Origin of the sequence: Mesorhizobium sp. M0051 (assembly GCF_040323235.1) — a bacterium.
Taxonomy (GTDB): domain Bacteria; phylum Pseudomonadota; class Alphaproteobacteria; order Rhizobiales; family Rhizobiaceae; genus Mesorhizobium.
This window is the reverse complement of record NZ_JAMYUT010000001.1, coordinates 41,728-64,988: the sequence shown is the minus strand read 5'-3', so window position 1 is coordinate 64,988 and position 23,261 is coordinate 41,728. Positions and strand designations below refer to the sequence as shown.

The window sequence follows — 23,261 nt, the reverse complement described above, 5'->3', positions numbered from 1 at the left end:
AGACTAGGCCGCCAGTCTTGCGCGGACCTTGCGGATAGCAGCAGGCTTCAGACGGGGCGCCTATCGGGAGAGTTGGATCACCTGGTTGGTGCTGGTGACCATCACCCATTTGCCGTTGCGCTGCTCGATGGATGACACCTGGCTGGTATCCGGCAGTATCGAGCCAGGCTGGACGATCCAGAGGCCGGCGTCGTCCTCAATCATGGCGCGGCCATTGGCGACATGGACCATGCGGAATTTCGCCGCGTCGGCCGGAAAGGGCTGATCGTCGGGTGCCGGTGAGGGATTGGCGTCATCCTGCACGGTTCCCGTGGCGAGCAGATCGAGATTGGTGGCCGGAACGTCTTTGGCCGTCAGCGGCGCGCTGCGTTGGGCGACCACGCCGCCGCCCGCCCGTCCCGAATTGGTGCCGGTGCCGCCGAACTTGATCGCCTGTACGCCGAATTGGTCCTGATTGAAGAATATGTACCACGGAAACAGGGCGCAAATCAGCCCGAGCGTGATGCCGAGCGCGGCAATGACGAAGTCGCTGCGCCGGTCCGATTTCTTTTTCAGCCTGGGAAACTGCGCCTTTGGCGGCTGCGGCCATTCGGTGCGCGGGAACAGCCCGTCGATCAGCGATTCGCGGCTGGCTTGAGTCATCTCGGCGGCCCCGGCCCGGGGAACCCTGGGCAGGGCGGGCTCGGCGACCTTGGTCAGAACGGAATCGGCTTTGGCAACCCGTGGCAGGGCTGGCTTTACGGCTCTGGCCAGAACGGCCTCGGCTTTGGCAGCGATCGCACGGGCAACCTTTGCCTTGGCTGTTCTGGCTTCGTCAGCTCGGGCTTTCTCCGCCGCGTTGGCCTCGGCGATCATGTCGCGCAGGATGCGCTCGGTATATTCGCGTTCAGTCTCCGGCATCGGCATTCAGCTTGCTCTTGAGGTGGCGGGCGAGATCGGAGAACGGATCGGTTGACGGGCGGTCCTTCGGCGCTTGCGTCAGCGCTTCGTAGATCAGCGGCACCTGGCGCACGGCAATATCGAGCTCGGCATCGACGCCGCCCTGGTAGGCACCCAGCAGGCGGATGTCGCGCGTATCCTCGAACCGCGAGATCATCGACTTCAGTCTTGTCACCAGCGCGCGCTGTTCGGCGCTCCAGGCCTTGTCGGCCAGCCGCGATATGGACGACAGCGGATTGACCGGCGGGTAGCGGCCCTGTTCGGCGATCGTGCGGTCGAGCACGACGTGACCGTCGAGGATGCCGCGCACGGAATCAGCGACCGGATCGTTGTGGTCGTCGCCGTCGACCAGCACGGAGATGATGGCGGTGATCGATCCTTTGCCTTCCGTGCCTGGCCCGGCACGTTCGAGCAGCTTGGGCAGTTCGGTGAACACCGAAGCCGGGTAGCCGCGCGCGACCGGTGGCTCGCCGGTTCCCGTCGCCACCTCGCGCAGCGCGTGGGCGAAGCGGGTGATCGAGTCCAGCACCAGGAGCACGCGGTGGCCCTGATCGCGAAAATGTTCGGCAATGCGCATGGCAGTGTCCGGCGCGCGACGGCGCATCATGGCGCTCTCATCGCTGGTGGCGACGACGGCGACGGTCTTGGCCATGCTGTCGCCGATCGTGTCCTCGAGGAATTCGCGGACTTCGCGGCCGCGTTCGCCGATGAGCGCCACGACGACGGTGTCGAACGCGTCGGCGCCGGCAAGCATGGCGAGCAGCGTCGACTTGCCGACGCCGGAGCCGGCGAAGATGCCGAGGCGCTGGCCGAAGCAGAGCGGCGTGAAGATGTCGATGACCTTGACCCCGGTCATGAAGGCGGTGCCGACACGCTGCCGCGTCATTGCGCCGGGCGTCGTCTGGGCGCCGCTCGACGCGTCGTCACCCCTGACGAGCGGCGCGCCGCCATCGATTGCCCTGGTGAGCGCGTCGATGGTACGGCCGCGCCACGAGGCATGCGGCGCCACCGCGAGCGGACCGCGGCGGAACACGGCATCGCCGATGCCGGCATCTGCACTGCGTTCGAAGGGCGCCACGACGACTTCGTCGCGGCTGATCTTGACGATCTCGCCATGGCGCGTGCCGCCATGGCCGCGCTGCTCGACGATGTCACCGAGCCTGGCGAAATCGGATAGGCCGTGCACCTTGTAATGCGTGGGCGTGACTTCGGTGACGCGGCCTCCGCGCTTGAGTAGCGTCTCGGCGTCGGCGAAACGCTGCCATACCCGTTCCAGCGCGGCAAGCCGGTCTTTCGGGGCTGGCTGGAGCTGCCTTTCGGATGCGCGCAGGGATGGCTGGTCAAGTGACATGGACTATTTCGAGCCGAGCGTCTTGATCGCCTCGTCAGTGGAGGAGTCGGTCTGCCGCATAAGGGCAGCGGTGTTCTCGAAGGCGCGCTGGACCATGATCAGCCGGGTGATCTCCAGCACCGGATTGACGTTGGATTCTTCGAGAAACCCCTGGGCGATGCCTATATCGGAGCGATCGCCAACAGGCTCAGGCGTGCGTGCCGGAACGATGCCGGAATTGCCGTAGCGGACAAAATTCTCGCCCGGATCGAAATTGTAGAGACCGATCGAGCCGACAAGCTGACCGTTCTGGCGCAGCGAACCGTCGGCCCCGGCCTTGGGCGGACCGTTGCGCGGATCGAGCTGGATCGGCGAGCCGCCGGCATCGAGCACAGCGTGGCCTTCCATCGACATGAGTTCGCCGTTCTCGTTCATCGAAAAGCGCCCGTCGCGGGTCATGACAGTTCCGACAGGTGTATCGATGGCGAACCAGGCATCGCCCTGGACGGCGAAATCGAAGGGATTTCCGGTCTCGCTCAAGGCACCGTGAGCGCCGGAAAGATAGGTCTTGCCAGAGGATGCGAAGGACACCGATTTCGACCCGGTGCCGGAGACGACGTCCTCGAACTTCACGCCGGTGGCGCGAAAACCGATCGTCGAGGCGTTGGCGACATTGTCGGCGATCGTATCGAGGCGGCGCTCGAGCGCGATCTGCGAGGAAAGGGCGACGTACAGACTGTCCCGCATGATGCTCTCAGAACCTCAGCTTCTGCATGGCCATCATCAGGTCGGTGGAGATGCCGACCGTGATCGGCTGCGCAAAGAGCACGCCGACCGAGGTGACCGCCGATGACGTCGGGTTGTTGATCTCGTACATGCTGGTGAAGCGTGTCAGAAACTTACCGAGCTTCTCGGGGTCGGAGAAATCCGAGATGTCGAGTTTCTGCTCGAACAGCTGCGCCTGCTTGTCGACATCGGCGGTGGCGAAGGAGTCGGGCAGCCCGAGCACGGTGCGCACGACGCTGGCAAGCGCGGTGTCGGCCAGCACGTCGAACCAGCTGGTGATATCAGGCGCCTTGCGGTCGAAATAAAGCGCCAGCCGCACGCCCTGGTTGGTGTTGCCGGCATCCTCTTCGAGGCTCTGGCGCATGTATTTGTCGACGGTGGGCTGCTGTGCCGGATTGATGGTGGTGGTGTTCGCACCATAGGCTTCGAAGTTGAAGGCGGAGGCAAGTGCGGCGTAGGTCTTGTCCGTCATCTTGTTGGCGACGCTGTCAGGATCGCGGACGCCACCTTGCAGAACCCGCTTGATGAGGTCCTTGTCCTCCGTCGCCGAATCGAGACCGAAAGAAGCCAGGGCATATGTGTAGAGCCGGTCGTTCGACATCAGATCGTCGATCGACTTCACCTTGGTGATGTTGGCGAGATAGTATGTGGTCTCGCCCTTCACATAGGCCGAAGCCGGATCGAGGCCGGCGATTGCCGCCTGCGTGGCGTAGTTCTTGGTCACCATCTGCTGCGTCTTGTTGTAGATGGTCGCATTGGCGCCGTTGGCGGCGAAATTGAAGGCGCTGACGAATTCGGCATAGCGCTTATCGGTCAGCTTGTTGGCGAAACTGTCGGGATTGGAGACGCCTTCCTTCAGGGCCTTGACCATGAAGGCCTTGGCGTAGTCCATGTCCTCGAGCCCGTAGGCCTTCATGGCGTATTTGAACAGACGGTCATTTTTGACGAAATCGTCGATCGATTTCACCTTGGTGATGTTGGCGAGATAATATTTTGTGTCGCGATCAACCACCGGCTGCTGCTCGATCCTGTCGATCGACTTCGAGATGTCCTTGGTGATGAGCTGGTAGCTGGTAAAGGTATTCAGCAAAAACGTGCCTCCGGCCGAAGCTATGTCAGGACAATATCCCTACTTCCTTGCGCGAAACTGAATCGGATCCGGCGGCTTCGATTCAAGCCTCACACAAGGCACGAGGGCTATTCCTTGCTCCTGATGTGAAATGCGGAAGGACCTTTCGTGGGCATTCTGATTGGACTTGTGGTGACGCTCGGCTGCGTCCTTGGCGGCTTCATGGCCATGGGCGGCCATCTTCATGTGCTGGTACAGCCGTGGGAAGCCGTGGTCATCTGCGGTGCGGCGCTCGGCACCTTCCTCGTTGCCAACCCGATGAAGACGGTCAAGGACACCGGCAAGGCCATCCTCGAAGCGTTCAAGCAGGCTGTGCCGAAGGAGCGGGACTATCTCGAAACGCTGGGCGTGCTGCACTCACTGATGCGCGAGCTGCGCTCGAAGTCGCGCAGTGAGGTCGAAGCCCATATCGACAATGCCGAGGAGTCGGCGATCTTCCAGGCATTCCCGACCGTGCTCAAGAACCATGATCTGACGCATTTCATCTGCGACTACTGCCGCATCATCATAATCGGCAATGCTCGCTCGCATGAGATCGAGGCGCTGATGGACGAGGAAATCCAGACCATCAAATCCGACAAGATGAAGGCCTATCACGCGCTGATCGCGGTTGGCGATGGCTTGCCGGCGCTCGGCATCGTCGCTGCAGTTCTTGGCGTGGTCAAGGCGATGGGCGCGCTCGACCAGTCGCCGGAAATCCTAGGCGGACTGATCGGCGCGGCCCTGGTCGGCACTTTCCTCGGCATCTTCCTGTCCTACGCGGTGGTCGGGCCTGTCGCCACCAAGATCAAGACGGTGCGTGAGAAGAAGAATCGCCTCTATATCATCGTCAAGCAGACGCTTCTGGCCTACATGAACGGCGCGCTGCCGCAGGTGGCGATCGAGTTCGGCCGCAAGACCATCTCATCCTACGAACGACCGACGATCGACGCCGTCGAGCAGAGCACCATGAACACCGGCGCCGTCGAAAAGAAGGCCGCCTGAGCGATGCGCGACAGATCGGTCCCTGCACCGTCATGACCAGTCCAGGCAGCCCATCGGAAGCGCGTTCGCTGATCATCGAGCGCCTCGTCGGCGACAGCGGCGAGGCAGCCCAGGTCATCGACGCCGGCCGGGCGATGGCTGAACGCGCTGTGCCGCTGCTGCAGAAAAGCCTGACCGGCGAACTTGGCGTTCCGGTCATTGTCGATCTCAAAGCGGTCGAGATCAGCCGCGTTCCCGAGGCGCGTTCCAGCGCCGGTGAGAATTTCGCGATGACCGTCGTTGCCTCGCCAGCGTCTTCCGATGCAGTGACCCTCGTCATCGATGGCGCCGCGATCGCCATCATGGTCTCGACGCTGTTTGGGGGTGACCCGGACATGCCGGTGTCGCCGATCGAGCGTGACCTGTCGCCGATCGAGACCGACGTTTCGACGATGGTGTTTCAACAGGTCGCGCAGGCGCTGAACGGATCCGGTCGGCGCTCGCTTGAGCTCCGGCTTCCGGCGCCGCGGGCGATGTCTGGCATAGAGGCCAAGCGACACGTGCTGCGCGACGGCGCCGCACTGCGCATCGTCCTCGGCGTCTCGACGCCGGCCGACAGCGGCAGCATCACCGTGACGATGCCGCAGCGTATCGTGCTGGCCGGTCGGGACGGCGTTGCCGCGGTCAGCGAGAAGGATCAAAACGCCAGCTGGCGCGCGCGCTTCTCGGAAGAGGTGATGCGCTCAACGGTAGCGCTCGAAGCCACCATGCCACTGGCCCGGCTGACGCTCGGCGACCTCGCCAACTTCGACATCGGCCAGGTCATCGAATTCGAGGAAACGGCGCAATCCCAGGCGCGTCTCAGTGCCCGCGGCCAGACGCTGTTCGTCTGCGAATTCGGCAAACTGGGACAGAATTATACCGTCCGAATCAAGCATCCCTACGATGCCGGGCAGGATTTTATCGACGGGCTGATGCCGGCTGCCGCCGGACGCGCCTGAGCACTGGAGACAATCATGGCCAAGACCAAGGTGGAAGCCGACCTCGACCAGCCGGACGAGCAACTCGACCGTGCCATTGAAGAATTGCGCGGGGTCCTGCACGAAGAGGAACAACGGCCGGATGCGGCGTTCAGGGCGGCCTCCGGCGCCAATTCAAGCGTCATCATGAACATCCCCGTCGATGTTCAGATCATCCTCGGCAGCACCGAGATGCCGGTCTCCGACCTGATGGCGCTCCAGAAGGGCTCGACGGTGGCGCTCAATCGTCGTATCGGCGAACCTGTCGACGTTGTGGTCAACGGCCGCAAGATCGCGCGCGGCGAGATCACCGTGCTGGAAAGCGATCCGTCGCGCTTCGGCATCAGGCTGACCGAAATCATCGCTGGCACGAAGGGCGCCTAGACATGGGTTGCGGAGCTTGCCGGTGGCAGCGAAGGCGAGTGGCATGACGACGCCGGCTACCTTGACCCGCGCGCAGAAAGCAGCCGCCATACTGGTGGCGATGGGCAAGCCGTCGGCCAGCCGCCTGTTGAAATTCTTCAAGCAGGAAGAACTGAAGGCGCTGATCGAGGGCGCCCGACTGCTGCGGACGATTCCGCAAAGCGATCTCGAGCGCATCGTCGCCGAGTTCGAGGCCGAGTTCACCGAAGGGGCGGGATTGCTCGATTCCGCCGACAGGATGGACACCATCCTCAACGAGTCGCTGTCGCCCGAAGAGATGAGCGCGATCATGGGCGACAAGAGATTCGAAGTCGCCCCGGAAGGCCCGCCGCCCATCTGGCCCGAGCTCGAAAAGCTCGAGCCGGCGCGGCTTGGCGCCTTCCTGGCGGGCGAGCACCCGCAGACTGCGGCCATGGTGCTGTCGAAGCTGGCGCCGCAGGTTGCGGCGAGCGTGCTGCTGACGTTGACCAAGCCGATGCGTGGCGAAATCATCAAGCGCATGGTGACGATGGCCAATGTTCCGGACGCCGCCAGCAAGATCGTCGAAAACCGGCTGCGCACCAGCGTGTTGGCGGAAACCTCGACCAAAGACACTTCTGCCGGGCAGGCGCGTGTCGCCAGCGTTCTCAACGAACTGGACAAGCCGCTGCTCGAGGAGGTCATGCAGGATCTGGAGGCCGCCGGCACGCCCGACCTTGATGGTGTCCGGGCCCGCCTGTTCGCCTTCGATGACCTGCCGCTGCTCACCCAGAAAGCGCGGGTGCTGCTGTTCGACGGGCTATCGACCGAACTGGTCACACTGGCCTTGCGCGGCGCGCAGGCGGGACTTGCCGAATCCGTGCTGTCGGCGATCGGCGCGCGGTCGCGGCGCATGATCGAAGCCGAACTCGGACAAGGTTCGGAAGGAGTTCCTCTTGCCGATATCACAGCAGCACGCAAGACGATCGTGACGACGACGATCCGGCTGTCGCGCGAAGGCGCCTTCGAACTTCCGTCGACCTAAGACGCCGCCTAAGATCGCGCCATGGCTGACGCGGTCGACAAGGACTCGAAAACCGAAGAGGCGACGGAAAAGAAGATCCGCGACACTGTCGAACAGGGCAAACTGCCCCATTCGCGGGAAACGGCGCTCCTTGCATCGTTCGTTGCCATACTGGTGTTCACCGTCTTCTACGCCAAGGACGCGGTCATCGATCTCGGCATGTTCCTGTCGATGTTCCTGGAGAAGCCGGAAGCGTGGCCGATGGACACCGAGACGGACGTCATCGCGCTCTACAGGACTGTCATTTTCGAGGTGGGCCGGGCCGTCATCAGCCTGTTCGTGCTGCTGACTGTCGCCGGTGTCGGCGCCTCGGTGTTCCAGAACATGCCGCAGTTCGTCGGCGAGCGGGTGCGGCCGCAATTCTCGCGCATCTCGATCCCCAAGGGGTGGAACAGGCTGTTCGGCATTCAGGGTTGGGTCGAGTTCCTGAAGTCACTCGGCAAGGTCGGCTTTGCCATCGTCGTGCTGAGCTTCACTCTGTCGGAAGACCACCGCAAGCTGCTCGCCGGCATGATCACCAATCCGGTCGCTTTCGGACTCGTCATCCGCGGCATTGCCGTCGACATCCTGGTGGCGATCGTCTTCGTCATGGGGTTGATCGCGGCAGTCGACATCGTCTGGTCGCGCTTCCACTGGAAGCAGGATCTGCGCATGAGCAAGCAGGAGGTCAAGGACGAGTTCAAGCAGTCCGAGGGCGATCCGATCGTCAAGTCGCGACTGCGCTCGCTGGCGCGCGACCGGGCGCGCAAGCGGATGATGACGGCGGTGCCGCGCGCGACGCTGATCATCGCCAACCCGACGCACTTTTCGATCGCGCTAAGATACGTGCGCGACGAGGACTCGGCACCAATGGTGTTGGCCAAGGGGCAGGATCTGGTGGCGCTGAAAATCCGCGAGATCGCACGCGAAAACAACATCCCGATCTTCGAGGACGTGGCGCTCGCCCGCTCCATGTACAAGCAAGTTTCGGTCGATAGTGTGATCCCATCGCAATTCTACCAGGCCGTCGCCGAACTGGTGCGGATCGTCTACTCGAAAAAGGCTGAGCGCAGACAGATTTCATGAACCGTCAACCGCATGCAAAATCCCGCGAGATCATCGTCGCCAGTGCCATCGAGCAGGTGGTGGGTGAACTGAGGCTGATCGATGTCGCCGACTATATAGCGTTCATCCGGCTGGAACATTTCGCATGCCTGTCGGATCTCGTCGATTCAGCGGTGGAGCTGTTCTTCATGCCTGGCACACTGCGGCTCGGCCATGGCGGCGAGGCGCATGTCGACTGGACCGGCAGCCCGCGCATCGTGCTTGATCTGGAGTTGAGGCCGCCTGGGGTCACCGTCTATTTCCAGCTGACGCTGAGCGAGAACGGCGCGTCGGTGGTGGTCAACTACGTGTCGTTCGAGAAGCCGGGCGAAGACCCGGAGCACAACACGGCCCTGCTCGAGGTGGTCATCGAACAGGCGCGTATCCGCAAGGTCGAGCCGCGGGCCTTTCGCGGAACATCGATCGCTTCCGACGGCCGCCGGCCAATCCTCTAATTGCTTTATTCGATAAGCCCCAGCCGCAGCGCCTTGGCCACGGCCTGGTTGCGGTTGACCGCGTTGAGCTTTTGGGTCGACTGGGTCAGATACTGGTTGGCAGTGTGCACCGACAGTTTCAGGAGCCGGGCGATCTCCTCGCTGGTGTTGCCATTGGCGGTCAGTTTCAGGCATTCGAGTTCGCGCTTGGAGATCGCGCGCGTCCTGCCGGCATCGCCAGGGCGGATGCGGGCGACGGCGGCGAACAGCGAGAAGCAGCGTGCGTGGATCTCGTAGAGCGCGTCCTGCGGCAAGGTGATCTCCGATCCGAGGAACACGACAAGGCCGCACTGCCCACGGTCGGCGTGGACGGGAAACGCGATGCCGCTGGTGCCGGGCGCCAGCGGCGCCATCTGCTCGGTCCAGGCGAGATTGCCGAACATCTCCGCCATGCCGGCGAGGCCATCGTCTGTCCACCAGCGCGGTTCGGTCGAGATGCGGGTGTGGCGCACGACCTCCTCGCCATTGGCGCCTGAAATGAATTTCGTCGCCACCGCAATGCCGGGGTAGTCGGAATCAAGGCAAGGGACGAGCCGTGCGCGTTCGGGCGAGGGGCTGACGAAGAACAGGCCAAAAGCGGAAGCGTTGATGTCGACGGCGATCCAGCGGCAGCGCCGTACGGCATCGGGAATGGTGACGGCGTGATGGGTTTCGGAGCCGAGCGAAAAGGCGCCGAACGGATTGCGCTGCTCGTTGAAAAGGGCTTCGGCAGCCTCCTTGATGTCGGCGTGTTTCAAATGATGCCGCTCCTGATCGCCGTGGCGATGGCCATCGCGCGGTTGCTGGCCGCGAATTTCTGGATGGCGTGGGTGATGTAGCTGTTGACGGTGTTGGAGGAGACGCCAAGGATGACGGCGACCTCGTCGGTGGTCTTGCCTTCGGAGACCCAGAACAGGCATTCGCGCTCGCGATCCGACAGCGGATCCTGCATGGCGGCGGCGGCAATCAATTGCGGGATATGCGAAAGCGCGTAGCAGCATTTCAGCTGCGCCCTCATTAGTGCCGGCTGGTCGATGCTTCCTGCGGTCGCCGCGGAGAACAGGGCGAACAGGCGCTGGCGGCCGACATTGAGGCGCAGCGAATAGATCTCGGCATGGCCAAGCACGTCGAGAAGGCGCGCTTCCTCACCGGTGATCAATCCGTCGGTCTCGGGCGCCTGGGATGCCACCAGAGCGATCGGACGGATGCCGGGGGCGACGGTGAGCGCGCCTTGCGCAAGCCCGGCGATCAGCCGCTTGCCGATCAACTCGATGGCGTCGAAAATCCAGTTGGACGAGACGATGCGCGCATCGTTGCGGTCCTGGTCGTGGACGATGGCGACCAGCATATAGCTGTCGGCGCCGATCTCGGCGGTCAGTTGCATGAAAAAGCTGGTGAGATCGCCGCGCGACGTCAGGCGCGAGCCCAATGTGTCGGATTGAAGTAGCGCGGCGGGACTGCTCATTCTTGTTGCTTTTGGCCGGAATCGTTTCTGCTGTCCGGATGCTGGAGCCAGCCGCCGAACCCGAATACGCATTACTTTGACGAAGACACACGCGTGGCGCAGGGCTGCGCCAACCAGATTCGAATCCATTCAGGGAACGCGAAGCCTCCGCGTCTGGTGCCGGAAAAGCTCCGGAACAAGAGACTTTGGGTGGTCGCCGCGCCCCCCGAGGACCGGCTGATTCGGGTCTAATCTACCCGCAGTTGAATCCGACATCAAACGCGATTTGACAAAATCGAATCCGGTGGACTCACGTACGACTCAGAGGCGGACTCCAAGCCGTTTTGCCGCCCTGACGCACCTGAAACGTCGGCACAAAAAAGCCGGCCTTGTTGCAAAGCTGCCGTATCGAAGACTGATCGATTCCGATAGGTTTTCGCTGATCGACAGGGATGGGCGTCCCTTCGATCCGACCGGGCGAGATGGGTAGCCCTTGTTGGCGGCCATCGGCATGGGGCGGTACGCAGATCCACGCTGATTGACAGGTTCAATGCGCGGCCGCCGGCCACGCTCAAATTTTAGCACCAGTGGTTTCGGGGGAAACAATGAGCGATTCATTTCGGGAAGTAACATCCGTCTCGTGGTTCGGGCGGATCAAGCGCACGGTCGGCGGGGTCATCTTCGGCCTGCTTCTGGTCGTGCTGATGGTGATCGGGCTGTTCTGGAACGAGGGCCGCGCGGTGCAGACGGCACGCTCGCTGGCCGAAGGGGCCGACGCCGTGGTTTCGGCCAGCGCCGACAGCGTCGATGCCGCCAATAACGGTAAATTGGTGCATGTCAGCGGCCTGGTGACGGCGGACAGTGGTCTCGCGGATCCGGATTTCGGCATTGCGGCGCAAGGGCTGCGGTTGTTGCGCGGCGTCGAGATGTACCAGTGGAAAGAAGAGTCCAAATCCGAGACCACGAAGAAGCTTGGCGGCGGCGAGGAGACGGTGACCACCTACAGCTATTCGGAGGTGTGGGACGACAGCCAGATCGACTCATCGGATTTCAAGAAGCCGGACGGCCACCAGAATCCGCCGATGGCGATCCACAGCCGGACCTTCCAGATTCCGGAGGGCAAGCTTGGCGCTTTCACGCTCGATCAGCCGGTGCTTGATCGCATCGAGGGCGACAAGGACTATTCGCTGTCGGCCGACCAGTCAGCCGCGATCAAGGCCGCCTATACAGGCGCCAGGCCGCTCAGCGTCGTTGACGGCAAGATCTATCTCGGCGCCGACACGACAACGCCGACGCTGGGCGACTACCGCATCGGCTATGAGCTGGCGCCGCTCGGCCTGATTAGCATCGTCGCGCGCCAGGCCGGCAGCCGGTTCGAGCCCTACCAGACAGAGGCGGGCGATGCGTTGCTGATGGTCGACGCCGGCACTGTCCCGGCCGACAAGATGTTCGCCGAGGCGATCAGCGCAAACACGCTGATCACCTGGCTGCTGCGCGCCGCCGGCCTTTTGTTGCTGACGATCGGCTTTGCCCTGTTCCTCAGCCCGATCGGCGTAATCCTCGACGTCATCCCGTTCCTCGGCAGCATGGCGCGGATGGGAACCGGCATCATCGCCTTCTTCCTGGCGATCCTGGTCGGCACGACGACGATCGCCATTGCCTGGTTCTGGTATCGGCCGGTTCTGGCGGCAGGCATCCTTGCGGCCGGCGTTATCGCGGCGACGGCGGTCTACTACCTCGGCCGCTCGCGCAGGGCAGTCGCGCCGATTGCAGTGCCAAGTGCTGCCACCACGAGCTGATCGCGAGCCGGGCGGCGTCGCTGTCGCCCGGTTCCTCGTTTTTCTTCGCGGATGGCTTGGGAAAGCGACAGCGTCATATTGATATGCCTTCCGCTCTCAGGAACTCGTTAAACGACAGGTGGTTTACGCCTTCGATCTTACACACATCAGGAATGCGCATTTTCTTGACACTGGGCTGATAGGTGTTCGGCTTCTCCATGCTGATGATGGGAAGCTTCAAAGTCATCGCCAGCGCAATGATCGAGATGTCATTCAAGCCGACCGTGCCTTTGCGGTTTCCGTTGTACTCGGAAATCACGGGCTCGTATTTAGCCTATAGCTTCTCGACGCAATCAAGGTACTCCGACCACGGCCATTTGTCGTCGCCGATCTCATAACACATTGATTCAGCGCATGATTTTAGGCACTCGCCGAGCTTCCCCTCAATCGAGCCAAGTTCGGTCAGGATCTCGGTGTTGCAGCAAAGCTTGCCCGCCTCGACCACCTTCATAACTTGCGCCCACAAGGACGCGAAAATGTCCTCCGGAAGGTTTTCCAGAGGGTTGCTGAAGCCAGACGTATCGAGGCAATAAGCCGCCACTCTAGTCCCCGAAATGGTTCCTTATGTCGTATAGGTGCGACAGGCTCTTGATCCCCATAAACTCTGCCGCATTGTGATTTGTAATTCGTCCGCTATTCCAAGCCTCGATAACTAGCCCAGTATAGAAGTCGCCACGACTGGAGCGATAGCGCTGGCCGTAATACTTGGATCGCCCCCCGCCAGTGTATTCTTCTTCCTCTTTGATGAACTCTGGGCGTTTGACGAACCAATAAAAAGCTGGCTTCACGAACCCTAGCGCTACCAGCCGGATCAGCATTGCGTGCCGACTTACGGCATAGCGATTTGCCAGCGACCGAAGTTCTCTTTCTCCAATCTCATCCCTGGGCGCTTTCTCGCCGCCCATATCTCTCACGATGGCCTTCTTCGGCATAAGGAAGGCCGCCGCAAATCGATTGCACCATGCCTCGATTTGCTTGAGGCCCTTTGCCTTCCCAAACCTGGGTGGGCCACTAATCGCGCTTTGCCTGAGTAGGATGTGGCCGAGTTCGTGCGAAAGCGTAAACGCTTGCGCACTTGGTGCCTCGCCTCCGTACACAATAATTGGAAGTGGTTCCGCGAACAGACAAATTCCCCTTGTCCGCAGCTTTGTCAGTCCATTTTGACGGAGAACGAGAACGCCCATTTCCTCAAATTTGTGCCTGAGAAAATTTGGAAATTGGTCGCGCTTGTCTGATCGGATGGCAAGTTGCTTTTCGATGCTGAATTGAATGGCATCGCGAACCTTATCGGCGACCGGTTCGACGTCATTGTCTACGGACGAAAACAGATGCGCCGGAAACTTTGGCGGATCATCGCCAATGATTTCTAGTAGGTCTAGGGCGTTTAGCCGTTGCTCCTCCGCCCAGCGCTGAACCTCCTCTAGAGCGGCCAGTTCTTGCCCCGGTGTGCCTCCGCGATGGAAGCGGAAATCAGGTACAAGCTCCGTCGCTGGTACGTGAGGGATTTCCTTGGAAAGGAACTCCAGAAACGGCCGATCATAGATATCGGCAAGCCGTCTTGCCTGTTTAACCGTGGGCGACCTATCGCCCGCTTCCCATTCCGCGAGCCTATCTGGGCTTACGTTGATCCGCCGCGCGATGTCCTCGATATCGCCATGGACACGGTGGCGCGCCCAGCGAAAAACTTCGCTGTTAAACGGAATCCTTTCCTGCGCTCCCCCGGCCATACGTTGCATCCTTACCCAACCAATAGGACAAATCCACGGCCCAATCGACAGTTGCGCAGATTTTTGTTAAGGCGCGCTTACACTTGTCTGAAGGGAATATACACCTCTATCTGCCTTCGAAGCCGGTCAGCACGCCGACGGCGTTGACGCCGATCTCCTCGACGGCATAGCCGCCTTCCATGACGAACAGCGTCGGCAGGCCGAGCTTGGCGATGCGGCGGCCTATCTTGGGGTAGTCGGATGCTTTCAGCTTGAACTGGCTGATCGGGTCTTTCTCGAAGGTATCAACGCCGAGCGAGAGGATGACGACATCCGGCGCGTAAGCGGTGAGCCTCACGCAGGCATCCTCCAGCGAGGCGTTCCAGGCGTTCCAGTCGGTGCCGAAGGGCATCGGGTAATTGATGTTGAAGCCTTCGCCTTCGCCGGCGCCAATTTCGTCGGCATGGCCGAGGAAGAACGGGTACTCGACCATCGGATCGCCGTGCAGGTTGAGGACCTGCACGTCGGCGCGGTCGTAGAAGATCTCCTGCGTGCCGTTGCCGTGGTGGTAGTCGACGTCGAGGATGGAGACACGGGCAGCGCCCTGGTCGCGGAACCATTGAGCGGCGACAGCGGCGTTGTTGATGTAGCAATAGCCGCCCATGAAGCCTGCACCGGCATGGTGGCCGGGCGGACGGCAGAGCGCGAAGGCGGAAGCGTCGCCATCCTTGACCAGGCCGGCAGCGGTCAGCGCCACGTCATAGGACGACTTGATCGCAGCCCATGTGCCTTCGACGAAGGTGGCGCCGGCATCGAAGGAATAGTAGCCAAGCAGGGCGTCGATGCGCTTCGGCGGCACGTCGCCGCGCAACCCGCGCGTCGGCCAGGTGAAAGGCATCGCCGTGCCCTTCAGGCCGGCTTCCACCCATTGAGGCCAGACCGTCGGCAGGAAATCGACATAGTCTGATTTGTGGATGCGCTTGGCGGCGGCAAGATCATGCTCGAGCGGCAGGACGATCGGTCCCAGTCTCTCGCTTTCGACCCGCGCCCTGATGAATTCGGCCCGCGAGGGCTTCTCGAAACCCGGCACGATCGCACTCGTAACCAGTTCCATCTGGCCGGCATGGCCAGCGTGTAGCGGCGAATAGACAGTCTTCATCAAATTCCTCTCGAAATGCGAAATCATTCAAGGTTGAGATAGGGGGTCACCAGAGCGAGCCACATGGTTTCAACATCGTCCTCGATGAGGTCGTATGTCCTGCGGTCCTTTTTCAGCCCTACAAGCCGGCAGGCATGGCCGACCTCCATCATCAGCACGCCAAGCCGGCTGGCAACCTTGTCTTCAAGAGCCGGGTTCACATGCTGCAGCCATGCGGCATAGAGCGCGATGATCTGGTCGTCATATTCGTTTTGGATCGGCCGGAGATCGGCATTGCCTGAAATAGCCTCGATCACCGGCATCAAGGTGGCATTATCGAGATAGAGCCTGGACGTGTCTTTGAAGAGCTTGCGCACTTCACGCCGGAACTCTTCGCGGTTGGTGGGTGGGGCGACCTTGATGCGCCTCGCGATCACCTCGGGAAAGGATGACAGCCAGCGCCGGGCGAGGTCCAGAAGAATGGCTTCCTTGTTGGGAAAGTACTGGTAGACCGAACCGACCGACAGGCCCGCGCGCTGAGCAATGGCGAGCGTCGTCGGCGTCCTGGTTCCTTGCTCCCGCGTCAAGACCAGCGCCGCGTCGAGGATCCTGTCGACCACCTTGCTCGACCGTTGTTGGCGCGGCTGCTTGCGCGGCTCGAGCGCTATCCTGGTTTTGCGGTCGAGACTGCGCTTCATGGCCTGCTGTCCTCGTTCCCCGCCGGGTCTCAACACAGGCGGAGCGTGCTGTCCACAATACATTCGATATTCCGCATGTTGACAAACGCGAATGATCAGTCGCATTCTTTATCCACGCTGTCTCTTGGCATAACAAGGGAAATTTCGAAGACGGCGAGTTGACATCACTTCTGTCCGATAGCGCCGCTCCAGTGGAGTGGCAGGTTGTGGACACCGGGGCTGTCGGTCTCAGTCGGTCGTCAAAAACGCGGAGTCGCGATGTCAGTCACGGGTGCGGGTCAAAACGCGGATCTGATCGTCATCAACGGTCGCGTGCTGACCATGGACGACGACAATCCCGCCGCCGAGGCCGTTGCCGTCAAGGACGGCGCCATCGTCGCCATCGGCAGCCGCACCTCCATCGAACAGCTCAAGGGACCGGCCACCAAGGTCATCGACGCCAAGGGCGGTTCGGTGATCCCGGGTTTCATCGAAGCCCACATGCATCTGTTCGGCGGCGCTGCCGAACTCGATAATCTGCATCTGGCTGGCGTGCACGGCTTCGACGCCTTGCGCGATGCGATCCAGACCTTTGCGGCGGCACGGCCCAACGCCAGGCTTCTGATCGGCGCCGGCGTCGACTATGCGATCCTTTCCGAGCCGGTTACGCGGCATCATCTCGACCGCATCATCCCCGACCGCCCCTTTGCCATGTCGGCTTCCGACCACCATACGATGTGGGCGAACACCATGGCGTTGGAGCAGGCAGGGCTTCTGCACGGCCGCCAATTGGGACCGGGTAACGAAATCGTCATGGGCGCCGACGGGCTCGCCGCAGGCGAATTGCGCGAAGGCGAGGCATTCGGCCCGATCCTGGAATTCTTCGGCCAGAACCGCACGCGGCTTGGCCTGACCGGCGGCGAGCCAGAGCCTTACCCCTCAGCCGAGGAACTGGCTGCCGACCGCGATCTGATGCATCGCGGCCTCGAATGGTGCGCCAGGCACGGCATCACGTCGATCCAGAACATGGACGGCAACCTCTACCAGCTTGAGCTGCTTGCCGGCTTGGAAAAGGAAGGGCGATTGCTATGCCGCACGAAAATTCCTTTCCACTTCAAGAACTTCATGGACCTAGACATGCTTGAAAAGGCATCGACGATGGCCTCGACCTACCAGTCGGAATGGCTGTCGTCGGGCATGGTCAAGGTTTTTTACGACGGCGTCCTCGATTCATGGACGGCGGTGATGGTCGAGCCATATGCGGATCGTCCGGACTGGGTCGGCGAGCCGCTGTTTACGCCAGAACATTTCGCGCAAGTCGCGGTGGAGGCCGATCGGCGCGGCCTGCAGATCGCGGTGCATTCCATCGGCGACGGAGCGGTACGCGCGGTTCTCGACGGCTACGAGGCGGCGCAAAAGGCCAATGGCAAGCGCGACAGCCGGCATCGGGTCGAGCACATTGAGGTCATTACCGAAGCCGACGTGCCGCGCTTCGCCGAATTGGGCGTCATTGCATCCATGCAGCCGCCACATCCGCCCGGCGCGCTGAACTTCCCGCTGGAACCGACACTCTCGCGCATCGGCCGCGAGAGGTGGCCGCTGAGCTATGCCTGGCGCACGCTCAAGGATGCTGGCGCTCGCGTTGTGTTCGCTTCCGACTGGCCGGTGTCGCCGATCGATCCGATCCTGGGCATACAAGCGGCGGTGATGCGCAAACCTTGGGCAGAAGGCCTGCCGGACCAGAGTTTCTCGCTGCGTGAAGCGGTTGCCGGCTATACGGTCGAGGGCGCCTATGCCGAATTCGCCGAGCACCGCAAAGGCACGCTGAAACCCGGTTACATGGCCGATTTGGTGGTTTTGTCGGCGGATATCGAGAAGACGGCTCCGGCCGATCTGGACAAGGTGCGACCGGTGACGACGATCTGCGGCGGAAAGGTAACCTATCAGGCCTGACAATGGCATGAGGCTTGCTGGTGCATGGCTTGCTAGCCGAGATAATGAACTGAACTGTGATTCAATGCCGGACTTGCCAACCTACCGGCCATGTGGTCACATCGAACAGGGGAAGAGCTCCGCCAGCAAGAGCGGGGTCAACAGTGAGGCGTAATCGTGCCGGACAAACCGGGTCGGAATGCGATTGAAGTAGTAGACGTCAGCAAAATTTTCGGATCAGGTGAGGGGCAGGTCGCTGCCCTCGACACGGTCTCGGTATCGATCCGCGAGAACGAGTTCTTCACGCTGCTTGGCCCATCCGGCTGCGGCAAGACGACGTTGCTCAGGCTGATCGCCGGCTTCGACTTTCCAACGGCCGGTGAAATCCTGCTCTATGGCCAGGACATCGCGCCGTTGCCGCCCTTCAAGCGGCCGGTCAACACCGTTTTCCAGTCCTATGCGCTGTTCCCGCACATGACGGTCGCCGACAATATCGGCTTTGGCCTCGAGATGCTGGGCAAGCCGAAGGCCCAGATCAAGGTGCGCGTGGCCGAGATGCTGAAGCTGGTCAAGATGGAGGCACTCGCCGGTCGTCGCACCAGCCAGATCTCCGGCGGCCAACAGCAGCGCGTGGCGCTGGCCCGGGCGCTCGCGCCCCAACCCAAGGTGCTGTTGCTCGACGAGCCGCTCTCGGCACTCGACTACAAGCTGCGCAAGGAGATGCAGATCGAATTGAAGCGGCTGCAGCACGAGACCGGCATCACCTTCATCTTCGTCACCCACGACCAGGAGGAAGCACTGACCATGTCGGATCGCATCGCGGTGATGTCATCGGGCAAGATCCTGCAGGTCGGTTCGCCCTGGGATATTTACGACAAGCCGGCGGAACGCTTCGTGGCCGACTTTATCGGCGAAACCAACTTCCTGACTGCCGCAATTGCTGGCGTCAGCGATGGAAAGGCTCAAGCGACGCTCAAATCCGGCGCGACGATCAATGCCACGGTCGCGGAAGGCTTCCAGCCGAAAGACAAAGCCACCATAGTGGTGCGGCCTGAGCACGCCAAGCTGACCGCCGCCAAGGGTGACCTTTCTGGGACGGTGGAAAACATCGTCTATTTCGGCACTGATACACACATTCAGGTCCGTCTCGATAGTGGTGAGGCCTTCACCGTTCGCCAGCAGAACACCCGCAGTGCAGGCTGCGGTTTCGAGCAGGGTGAAAAGGTCGGCATTGCCATCGGCAACGACGCCGCACAGGTGTTGAGGGACTGATGGTAGCCACCACACTCTCAAAAGCTGCTTTGTTCGAGACAGGGGCTGCCAAAGCCACCGCGCGGCGCAACCGACTGCTCTCCGTTCCGGCGCTGGTCATCATCGGCATTTTCGGAGTGCTGCCGCTAATCATCATATGCGTCTATTCGTTCCTCGTCGCGGCACCCTATGGCGGCGTACAATGGCAATTCTCGACCGACGCCTATCTGAACTTCTTGTTCCAGCGCGATATTTTCGACGACACGCTGCAGTTCACGCCGGACTTCCTGATCATCTATTTGCGCTCGTTTCTGTTTGCGGTGGTGACGACGGTCATCTGCCTGCTGCTCGGCTTTCCCACCGCTTACTTCATGGCGACGCGGGCGCCAGCGCAGCGCAATTGGTGGGTGCTTTTGATCACCATCCCGTTCTGGTCGAACCTTTTGGTCCGCACGTTGGCGATCATGTTCATCATCCGCGACGAAGGCCTGATCAACAATGCGCTGATGGCATTGGGTGTGATCGATAAACCGATCACGATGCTTTACACCAATTTCGCCATCCAACTCGGACTGCTCTACGCCTTCCTGCCGTTCATGGTGCTGCCGCTCTATTCGAGCCTGGAGAAGCTGGACTTCCGGCTGATAGAGGCCGCGTACGATCTCTACGCGACACGCCGGCAAGTCTTATGGCGTGTGATCATCCCGCTGTCGCGGCCTGGCATCATTGCCGGTTGCCTGCTGGTCTTCATTCCCGCACTTGGCGCCTATGTGACCCCACTTATCCTCGGCGGTGGCATACATCTGATGATCGGCGATCTCATTGCCCAGCAATTCGGATCCGGGCGCAACTGGCCGTTGGGCTGTGCCCAGGCGTTGATCCTGATGGCTGCGGTGCTGGTGGCCCTCTTCTTCTACGTCCGCAACACGTCGGGGAGGATACAACATGGCTGATCCCCGCAATATCGACATCAAGGACCAGCCGGGCTTCCGCTCTATCGCCATCATCTGCCTATGCGTGCTCTACGTGCCTGTCCTGATCCTGATGATCTTCTCGCTGAATAGTGGTTCGCTGGTCACGCAGTGGGAAGGTCTTACGCTCGGCTGGTACGGCAGTGCGCTGCTCAACGAGGAATTCCACAGCGCTGCCAAGAACACGATGATCATTTCGGTGACCGCAACGATCATCTCGACGACCACAGCCACTCTGGCTGCGATCGGCATGACCCGGGTCAAGCCATGGCGGGGCTTGTCTACAGCCTTTATGATCATCAACCTGCCGCTGATGGTCCCGGAAATCATCACAGCGGTGGCGACGCTGTCTTTCTTTGCCCTGATTGCCGGAATGTTCGGGCTGAACTTCGGCATCGGCAATCTTATCCTTGCCCACACTGTTTTCTGCATTCCTTTTGCCTACATGCCGATTCGGGCGCGGTTGGAGGATATGGACCTGACGCTCGAATACGCGGCCGCGGATCTCTATGCGACGCCTTGGAATGCATTCAAGCGTGTGACGCTGCCCTTACTTGTTCCCGGCATAATGTCGGGTGCCGCACTCGCCTTCATCGTGTCCTTCGACGATTTCACCATCACACAACTCGTCGCGGGGCCAGGGCAGACGACACTGCCGCTCTATATCTGGAACCAGATCAGGCGGCCGATGACGCCGGAGATCAACGCCATCTCCACCATTCTGCTGCTGGTCTCGATCCTCTTCGTCTCGGTATCGTTCCTGATCGCGCGCCGACGCGCCAATTGAATTAATGGGAAGGCAAAGGAGAACAAAAATGTCTAGGAAGATGATGGCTGCCGTTTCGACGGCAGCGCTTTTGTGGGCACTGCCTGCGCTCGCCGATGGCGAATTGCATATCTACAATTGGGGTGACTACACCAATCCCAAGCTGATCGAAAAGTTCGAGAAACAGTACAATGTGAAGGTTACGCTGGATGACTACGATTCCAACGAAACCATGTTGTCGAAGGTGCGCGCCGGCAATTCCGGTTACGACATCGTGGTGCCCTCCGACTACACCGTGAAGATCATGGTGGACGAGGGCCTGCTCGAAAAGACCGAGCCCAACGCGATGCCGAACGGCAAGAATATCGATCCGCGTTTTGTCGACATCTATTGGGACAAGGGCCGCCACTACACCGCGCCGTGGCAGTTCGGCACCACGACTTTCGCGGTCAACATGGACAAGTTCAAGGGCGACATCGACACGCTCAGCATCCTCTTCGACCCGCCGGCAGAGCTCAAGGGCCAGATCAACGTGCTCGACGACGTCAACACCGTCATGCATGCGGCCGAGCGTTATGCCGGCGTGCCGCGCTGCGGTGCCGACAAGGCCAATCTGAAAAAGGTCAACGACATCCTGATGGCCGCCAAGCCGTCGTGGAAGACCTTCAGCTACGACACCATCACCAAGATCACCTCCGGCGACGTAATCGTGACGGAACAGTGGAACGGCGCGACCTACCGCTCGCGGCAGAAAATCCCCGCCATCAAGTATGCCTATCCGAAGGAAGGCATCGAAGGCTGGATGGACAATGTGGCGGTGCTTAAAGGCGCCAAGAACCTCGATAATGCCAAGCTGTTCCAGGATTTCGTCATGGCACCGGAAAACGCGGCGCTGATCTCGGAATTCGCTGGCTATGACAACGGCATTGCCGGCAGCCACAAGTTCCTGCAAGCGGATTTCGCCAATTCGCCGGAACTCAACCCCCCGGCAGGTGCGCCGGCAGCGGAATTCGTTCCGCCGTGCCCGCCCGAGGTGGTCGAGATCTACAACAAGATCTGGACCAACCTGCGCAAATAAGGCTCGGTTCAAAATCCTACGGAAGGGGGGCATCGGCCTCCCTTCTTCGCGCTTACGAGAGGCTCAATGTTATCCTACCGCAACAGCGACCCGCGGCCGCCGATCATGCAGGGCTCGCCACCCGCCATCGTGGTTCCCAAGCTTGACTGGGACCGGCCGCCGTGGAACCGCTGGGCGTTCCAGCACATCCGTGAATTCCTGCCGACCGCCGAAGTCTGGCGCGGCAATGGCCATCGCCACCGTTTCGAGCGCGCCGAGGTCGATCTCGACGGGTTGGCGGTTGAGGACAGCACAGGCGCGCCGACGACACTCGCCGGGCTGCTCGACGAGACCTATACGGACGGCTTCCTGGTGCTCAAGGACGGCAAGGTTGCCTATGAGCGCTATTTCAACGGCATGGGCGAACGCACGCTGCACCTGTCGCAGTCGATGGCGAAGTCCGTCACCGGTTCGGTGTTTGGCATACTGGTCGGGCGCGGCCTGATCGATCCGGCCAAGCCGGTGACCGACTACCTGCGGGAGCTCAGCGCGACAGGCTGGGCCGGCGCCAGCGTCCAGCATGTGCTGGACATGACCAGCGGCGTCCGCTTCTCCGAGGAATATACCGACCGCTATTCCGACATTGGCCAGGTCGATGTCGCCACCGGCTGGAAGCCCGTGCCGCCTGACAGCGACCCGGATTTCCGCTGGCCCTCGCACATGTTCGAACTCATCCTGGGCTTGAAGGAAACTCTCCGCCCGCACGGGGCTGCCTTCGAATACCGCTCGATTGAGACCGACGTGCTTGCCTTCATCATGGAGCGCGTGACGGGCAAGCGGCTGCCGCAGCTGGTTTCGGAAGAACTCTGGCAAAAGCTCGGCGCCGATGAAAGTGCCTGCTTCACGGTCGACGGCGCCGGCTATGCGCTGGCCAATGGCGGCTTCAACGCGACGCTGCGCGACTACGGTCGCTTCGGCCAGTTGATCCTCGACAATGGCGGCGGCATCGTGCCGGCCGATTGGATCGAGGCAACGCGCAACGGCAGACACGGGCCGGACTTCAATGCCAGCCTGTCGGAGGGCAGCTATCGCAACCAATTCTGGATCGAGGACCCGCGCTCGCGCGCGCTGATGTGCCGGGGCGTGTTCGGGCAGATGATCCATATCGACTGGAACACAGGAATGGTCGTGGTGAAGCTTTCGACCTATCCGGATTTCAGCAATGTCGCCTATTCCATAGCGACGCTGAAGGCGGTGCACGCCATCGCTGCTGCACTGAGCTGAGAGCCTGTTT

General features: G+C 61.3%; 22 protein-coding genes and 1 pseudogene. 13 read left to right on the top strand and 10 right to left on the bottom strand.

The window, feature by feature from the left end:
- Positions 1–60 precede the first annotated feature (60 nt).
- From NKJ90_RS00270 to NKJ90_RS00255, 4 genes are read right to left on the bottom strand one after another with little or no spacing between them, the layout of a single operon-like run.
- Positions 61–906: a hypothetical protein gene (locus NKJ90_RS00270; RefSeq protein WP_023761681.1), complete on the bottom strand. Its 846-nt coding sequence runs from the start codon at positions 904–906 to the stop codon at positions 61–63.
- Positions 887–2,290: a flagellar protein export ATPase FliI gene (gene fliI, locus NKJ90_RS00265; protein WP_023761680.1), complete on the bottom strand. Its 1,404-nt coding sequence runs from the start codon at positions 2,288–2,290 to the stop codon at positions 887–889. The genes NKJ90_RS00270 and fliI overlap by 20 nt, the downstream gene beginning before the upstream one ends.
- 3 nt (positions 2,291–2,293) lie before the next feature.
- Positions 2,294–3,016, bottom strand: a complete 723-nt coding sequence (gene flgF, locus NKJ90_RS00260; protein ID WP_023761679.1) for a flagellar basal-body rod protein FlgF — start codon at positions 3,014–3,016, stop codon at positions 2,294–2,296.
- A 7-nt stretch (positions 3,017–3,023) separates the two neighbouring features.
- Positions 3,024–4,145 carry a DUF1217 domain-containing protein gene (locus NKJ90_RS00255; protein ID WP_023761678.1) on the bottom strand — a complete coding sequence of 374 codons (1,122 nt, stop codon included), beginning with the start codon at positions 4,143–4,145 and terminating at the stop codon, positions 3,024–3,026.
- Between the two features lie 147 nt (positions 4,146–4,292).
- On the opposite strand from NKJ90_RS00255, the gene motA reads away from it, so the two are divergent.
- The 6 genes from motA to NKJ90_RS00225 are packed head-to-tail and all read left to right on the top strand — an operon-like array spanning position 4,293 to position 9,169.
- Entirely contained in the window at positions 4,293–5,168 is an 876-nt protein-coding gene (gene motA / locus NKJ90_RS00250) for a flagellar motor stator protein MotA (protein WP_023761677.1), read from the top strand.
- A gap of 32 nt (positions 5,169–5,200) precedes the next feature.
- Complete coding sequence (locus NKJ90_RS00245) at positions 5,201–6,148, top strand: FliM/FliN family flagellar motor switch protein (RefSeq protein ID WP_023761676.1); 948 nt, start codon at positions 5,201–5,203, stop codon at positions 6,146–6,148.
- A gap of 15 nt (positions 6,149–6,163) precedes the next feature.
- Positions 6,164–6,550, top strand: coding sequence for a flagellar motor switch protein FliN (gene fliN / locus NKJ90_RS00240; RefSeq protein WP_023761675.1), 387 nt, complete (start codon positions 6,164–6,166; stop codon positions 6,548–6,550).
- Positions 6,551–6,593: 43 nt separating this feature from the next.
- Positions 6,594–7,592 carry a flagellar motor switch protein FliG gene (locus NKJ90_RS00235; protein WP_352485501.1) on the top strand — a complete coding sequence of 333 codons (999 nt, stop codon included), beginning with the start codon at positions 6,594–6,596 and terminating at the stop codon, positions 7,590–7,592.
- 21 nt (positions 7,593–7,613) lie between these two features.
- Entirely contained in the window at positions 7,614–8,696 is a 1,083-nt protein-coding gene (gene flhB, locus NKJ90_RS00230; protein WP_023761673.1) for a flagellar biosynthesis protein FlhB, read from the top strand.
- Positions 8,693–9,169: a BspJ family T4SS effector nucleomodulin gene (locus NKJ90_RS00225; RefSeq protein ID WP_023761672.1), complete on the top strand. Its 477-nt coding sequence runs from the start codon at positions 8,693–8,695 to the stop codon at positions 9,167–9,169. Before flhB ends, NKJ90_RS00225 begins: the two co-directional genes overlap by 4 nt.
- Positions 9,170–9,174: 5 nt before the next feature.
- Here the strand turns inward: NKJ90_RS00225 and NKJ90_RS00220 are convergent, their stop codons facing one another.
- Together NKJ90_RS00220 and NKJ90_RS00215 are read right to left on the bottom strand one after the other, a co-directional pair.
- Positions 9,175–9,945 (bottom strand): helix-turn-helix transcriptional regulator, encoded by a 771-nt coding sequence (locus NKJ90_RS00220; RefSeq protein ID WP_023761671.1) that lies wholly within the window; start codon positions 9,943–9,945, stop codon positions 9,175–9,177.
- On the bottom strand, positions 9,942–10,652 hold the full coding sequence (locus NKJ90_RS00215) for a helix-turn-helix transcriptional regulator (RefSeq protein ID WP_023761670.1): 711 nt from the start codon (positions 10,650–10,652) through the stop codon (positions 9,942–9,944). Before NKJ90_RS00215 ends, NKJ90_RS00220 begins: the two co-directional genes overlap by 4 nt.
- A 584-nt stretch (positions 10,653–11,236) precedes the next feature.
- Between NKJ90_RS00215 and NKJ90_RS00210 the strand changes: the two genes are divergently transcribed.
- Positions 11,237–12,430 carry a TMEM43 family protein gene (locus tag NKJ90_RS00210; protein WP_023761669.1) on the top strand — a complete coding sequence of 398 codons (1,194 nt, stop codon included), beginning with the start codon at positions 11,237–11,239 and terminating at the stop codon, positions 12,428–12,430.
- A 73-nt stretch (positions 12,431–12,503) separates the two neighbouring features.
- Here NKJ90_RS00210 and NKJ90_RS00205 read toward each other — a convergent pair.
- From NKJ90_RS00205 to NKJ90_RS00190, 4 genes and pseudogenes are all read right to left on the bottom strand, one after another.
- Positions 12,504–13,010 (bottom strand): annotated as a pseudogene (locus NKJ90_RS00205) (DUF4411 family protein).
- Between the two features lies 1 nt (position 13,011).
- Positions 13,012–14,196 carry an ImmA/IrrE family metallo-endopeptidase gene (locus tag NKJ90_RS00200; RefSeq protein ID WP_023761666.1) on the bottom strand — a complete coding sequence of 395 codons (1,185 nt, stop codon included), beginning with the start codon at positions 14,194–14,196 and terminating at the stop codon, positions 13,012–13,014.
- A 106-nt stretch (positions 14,197–14,302) separates the two neighbouring features.
- Positions 14,303–15,334, bottom strand: coding sequence for a histone deacetylase family protein (locus NKJ90_RS00195; protein ID WP_031260862.1), 1,032 nt, complete (start codon positions 15,332–15,334; stop codon positions 14,303–14,305).
- Between the two features lie 23 nt (positions 15,335–15,357).
- Complete coding sequence (locus NKJ90_RS00190) at positions 15,358–16,011, bottom strand: TetR/AcrR family transcriptional regulator (RefSeq protein ID WP_023761664.1); 654 nt, start codon at positions 16,009–16,011, stop codon at positions 15,358–15,360.
- 258 nt (positions 16,012–16,269) lie between these two features.
- Between NKJ90_RS00190 and NKJ90_RS00185 the strand changes: the two genes are divergently transcribed.
- From NKJ90_RS00185 to NKJ90_RS00160, 6 genes are all read left to right on the top strand, one after another.
- Positions 16,270–17,943 carry an amidohydrolase gene (locus NKJ90_RS00185; protein ID WP_023761663.1) on the top strand — a complete coding sequence of 558 codons (1,674 nt, stop codon included), beginning with the start codon at positions 16,270–16,272 and terminating at the stop codon, positions 17,941–17,943.
- Positions 17,944–18,099: 156 nt separating this feature from the next.
- Positions 18,100–19,194, top strand: a complete 1,095-nt coding sequence (locus tag NKJ90_RS00180; protein WP_023761662.1) for an ABC transporter ATP-binding protein — start codon at positions 18,100–18,102, stop codon at positions 19,192–19,194.
- The gene (locus NKJ90_RS00175; protein WP_023761661.1) at positions 19,194–20,126 is read left to right on the top strand and encodes an ABC transporter permease; all 933 of its coding nucleotides are present in this window, start codon (positions 19,194–19,196) and stop codon (positions 20,124–20,126) included. Before NKJ90_RS00180 ends, NKJ90_RS00175 begins: the two co-directional genes overlap by 1 nt.
- A complete protein-coding gene (locus NKJ90_RS00170; protein WP_023761660.1) occupies positions 20,119–20,931 on the top strand; it encodes an ABC transporter permease in 813 nt (270 codons plus the stop codon). The genes NKJ90_RS00175 and NKJ90_RS00170 overlap by 8 nt, the downstream gene beginning before the upstream one ends.
- Positions 20,932–20,959: 28 nt before the next feature.
- Positions 20,960–21,988, top strand: coding sequence for an extracellular solute-binding protein (locus NKJ90_RS00165; protein WP_031260861.1), 1,029 nt, complete (start codon positions 20,960–20,962; stop codon positions 21,986–21,988).
- 66 nt (positions 21,989–22,054) lie between these two features.
- Entirely contained in the window at positions 22,055–23,251 is a 1,197-nt protein-coding gene (locus tag NKJ90_RS00160) for a serine hydrolase domain-containing protein (protein ID WP_023761658.1), read from the top strand.
- Positions 23,252–23,261 lie beyond the last annotated feature (10 nt).

What these genes read in the sequence shown, in the direction of transcription:
- NKJ90_RS00270 (WP_023761681.1), bottom strand. Translation starts at nt 906, where the DNA reads ATGCCGATGCCGGAGACTGAACGCGAATATACCGAGCGCATCCTGCGC.
- fliI (WP_023761680.1), bottom strand. Translation starts at nt 2,290, where the DNA reads ATGTCACTTGACCAGCCATCCCTGCGCGCATCCGAAAGGCAGCTCCAG.
- flgF (WP_023761679.1), bottom strand. Translation starts at nt 3,016, where the DNA reads ATGCGGGACAGTCTGTACGTCGCCCTTTCCTCGCAGATCGCGCTCGAG.
- NKJ90_RS00245 (WP_023761676.1), top strand. Translation starts at nt 5,201, where the DNA reads ATGACCAGTCCAGGCAGCCCATCGGAAGCGCGTTCGCTGATCATCGAG.
- fliN (WP_023761675.1), top strand. Translation starts at nt 6,164, where the DNA reads ATGGCCAAGACCAAGGTGGAAGCCGACCTCGACCAGCCGGACGAGCAA.
- NKJ90_RS00235 (WP_352485501.1), top strand. Translation starts at nt 6,594, where the DNA reads ATGACGACGCCGGCTACCTTGACCCGCGCGCAGAAAGCAGCCGCCATA.
- flhB (WP_023761673.1), top strand. Translation starts at nt 7,614, where the DNA reads ATGGCTGACGCGGTCGACAAGGACTCGAAAACCGAAGAGGCGACGGAA.
- NKJ90_RS00225 (WP_023761672.1), top strand. Translation starts at nt 8,693, where the DNA reads ATGAACCGTCAACCGCATGCAAAATCCCGCGAGATCATCGTCGCCAGT.
- NKJ90_RS00215 (WP_023761670.1), bottom strand. Translation starts at nt 10,652, where the DNA reads ATGAGCAGTCCCGCCGCGCTACTTCAATCCGACACATTGGGCTCGCGC.
- NKJ90_RS00210 (WP_023761669.1), top strand. Translation starts at nt 11,237, where the DNA reads ATGAGCGATTCATTTCGGGAAGTAACATCCGTCTCGTGGTTCGGGCGG.
- NKJ90_RS00200 (WP_023761666.1), bottom strand. Translation starts at nt 14,196, where the DNA reads ATGGCCGGGGGAGCGCAGGAAAGGATTCCGTTTAACAGCGAAGTTTTT.
- NKJ90_RS00195 (WP_031260862.1), bottom strand. Translation starts at nt 15,334, where the DNA reads ATGAAGACTGTCTATTCGCCGCTACACGCTGGCCATGCCGGCCAGATG.
- NKJ90_RS00190 (WP_023761664.1), bottom strand. Translation starts at nt 16,011, where the DNA reads ATGAAGCGCAGTCTCGACCGCAAAACCAGGATAGCGCTCGAGCCGCGC.
- NKJ90_RS00185 (WP_023761663.1), top strand. Translation starts at nt 16,270, where the DNA reads ATGTCAGTCACGGGTGCGGGTCAAAACGCGGATCTGATCGTCATCAAC.
- NKJ90_RS00175 (WP_023761661.1), top strand. Translation starts at nt 19,194, where the DNA reads ATGGTAGCCACCACACTCTCAAAAGCTGCTTTGTTCGAGACAGGGGCT.
- NKJ90_RS00170 (WP_023761660.1), top strand. Translation starts at nt 20,119, where the DNA reads ATGGCTGATCCCCGCAATATCGACATCAAGGACCAGCCGGGCTTCCGC.
- NKJ90_RS00165 (WP_031260861.1), top strand. Translation starts at nt 20,960, where the DNA reads ATGTCTAGGAAGATGATGGCTGCCGTTTCGACGGCAGCGCTTTTGTGG.
- NKJ90_RS00160 (WP_023761658.1), top strand. Translation starts at nt 22,055, where the DNA reads ATGTTATCCTACCGCAACAGCGACCCGCGGCCGCCGATCATGCAGGGC.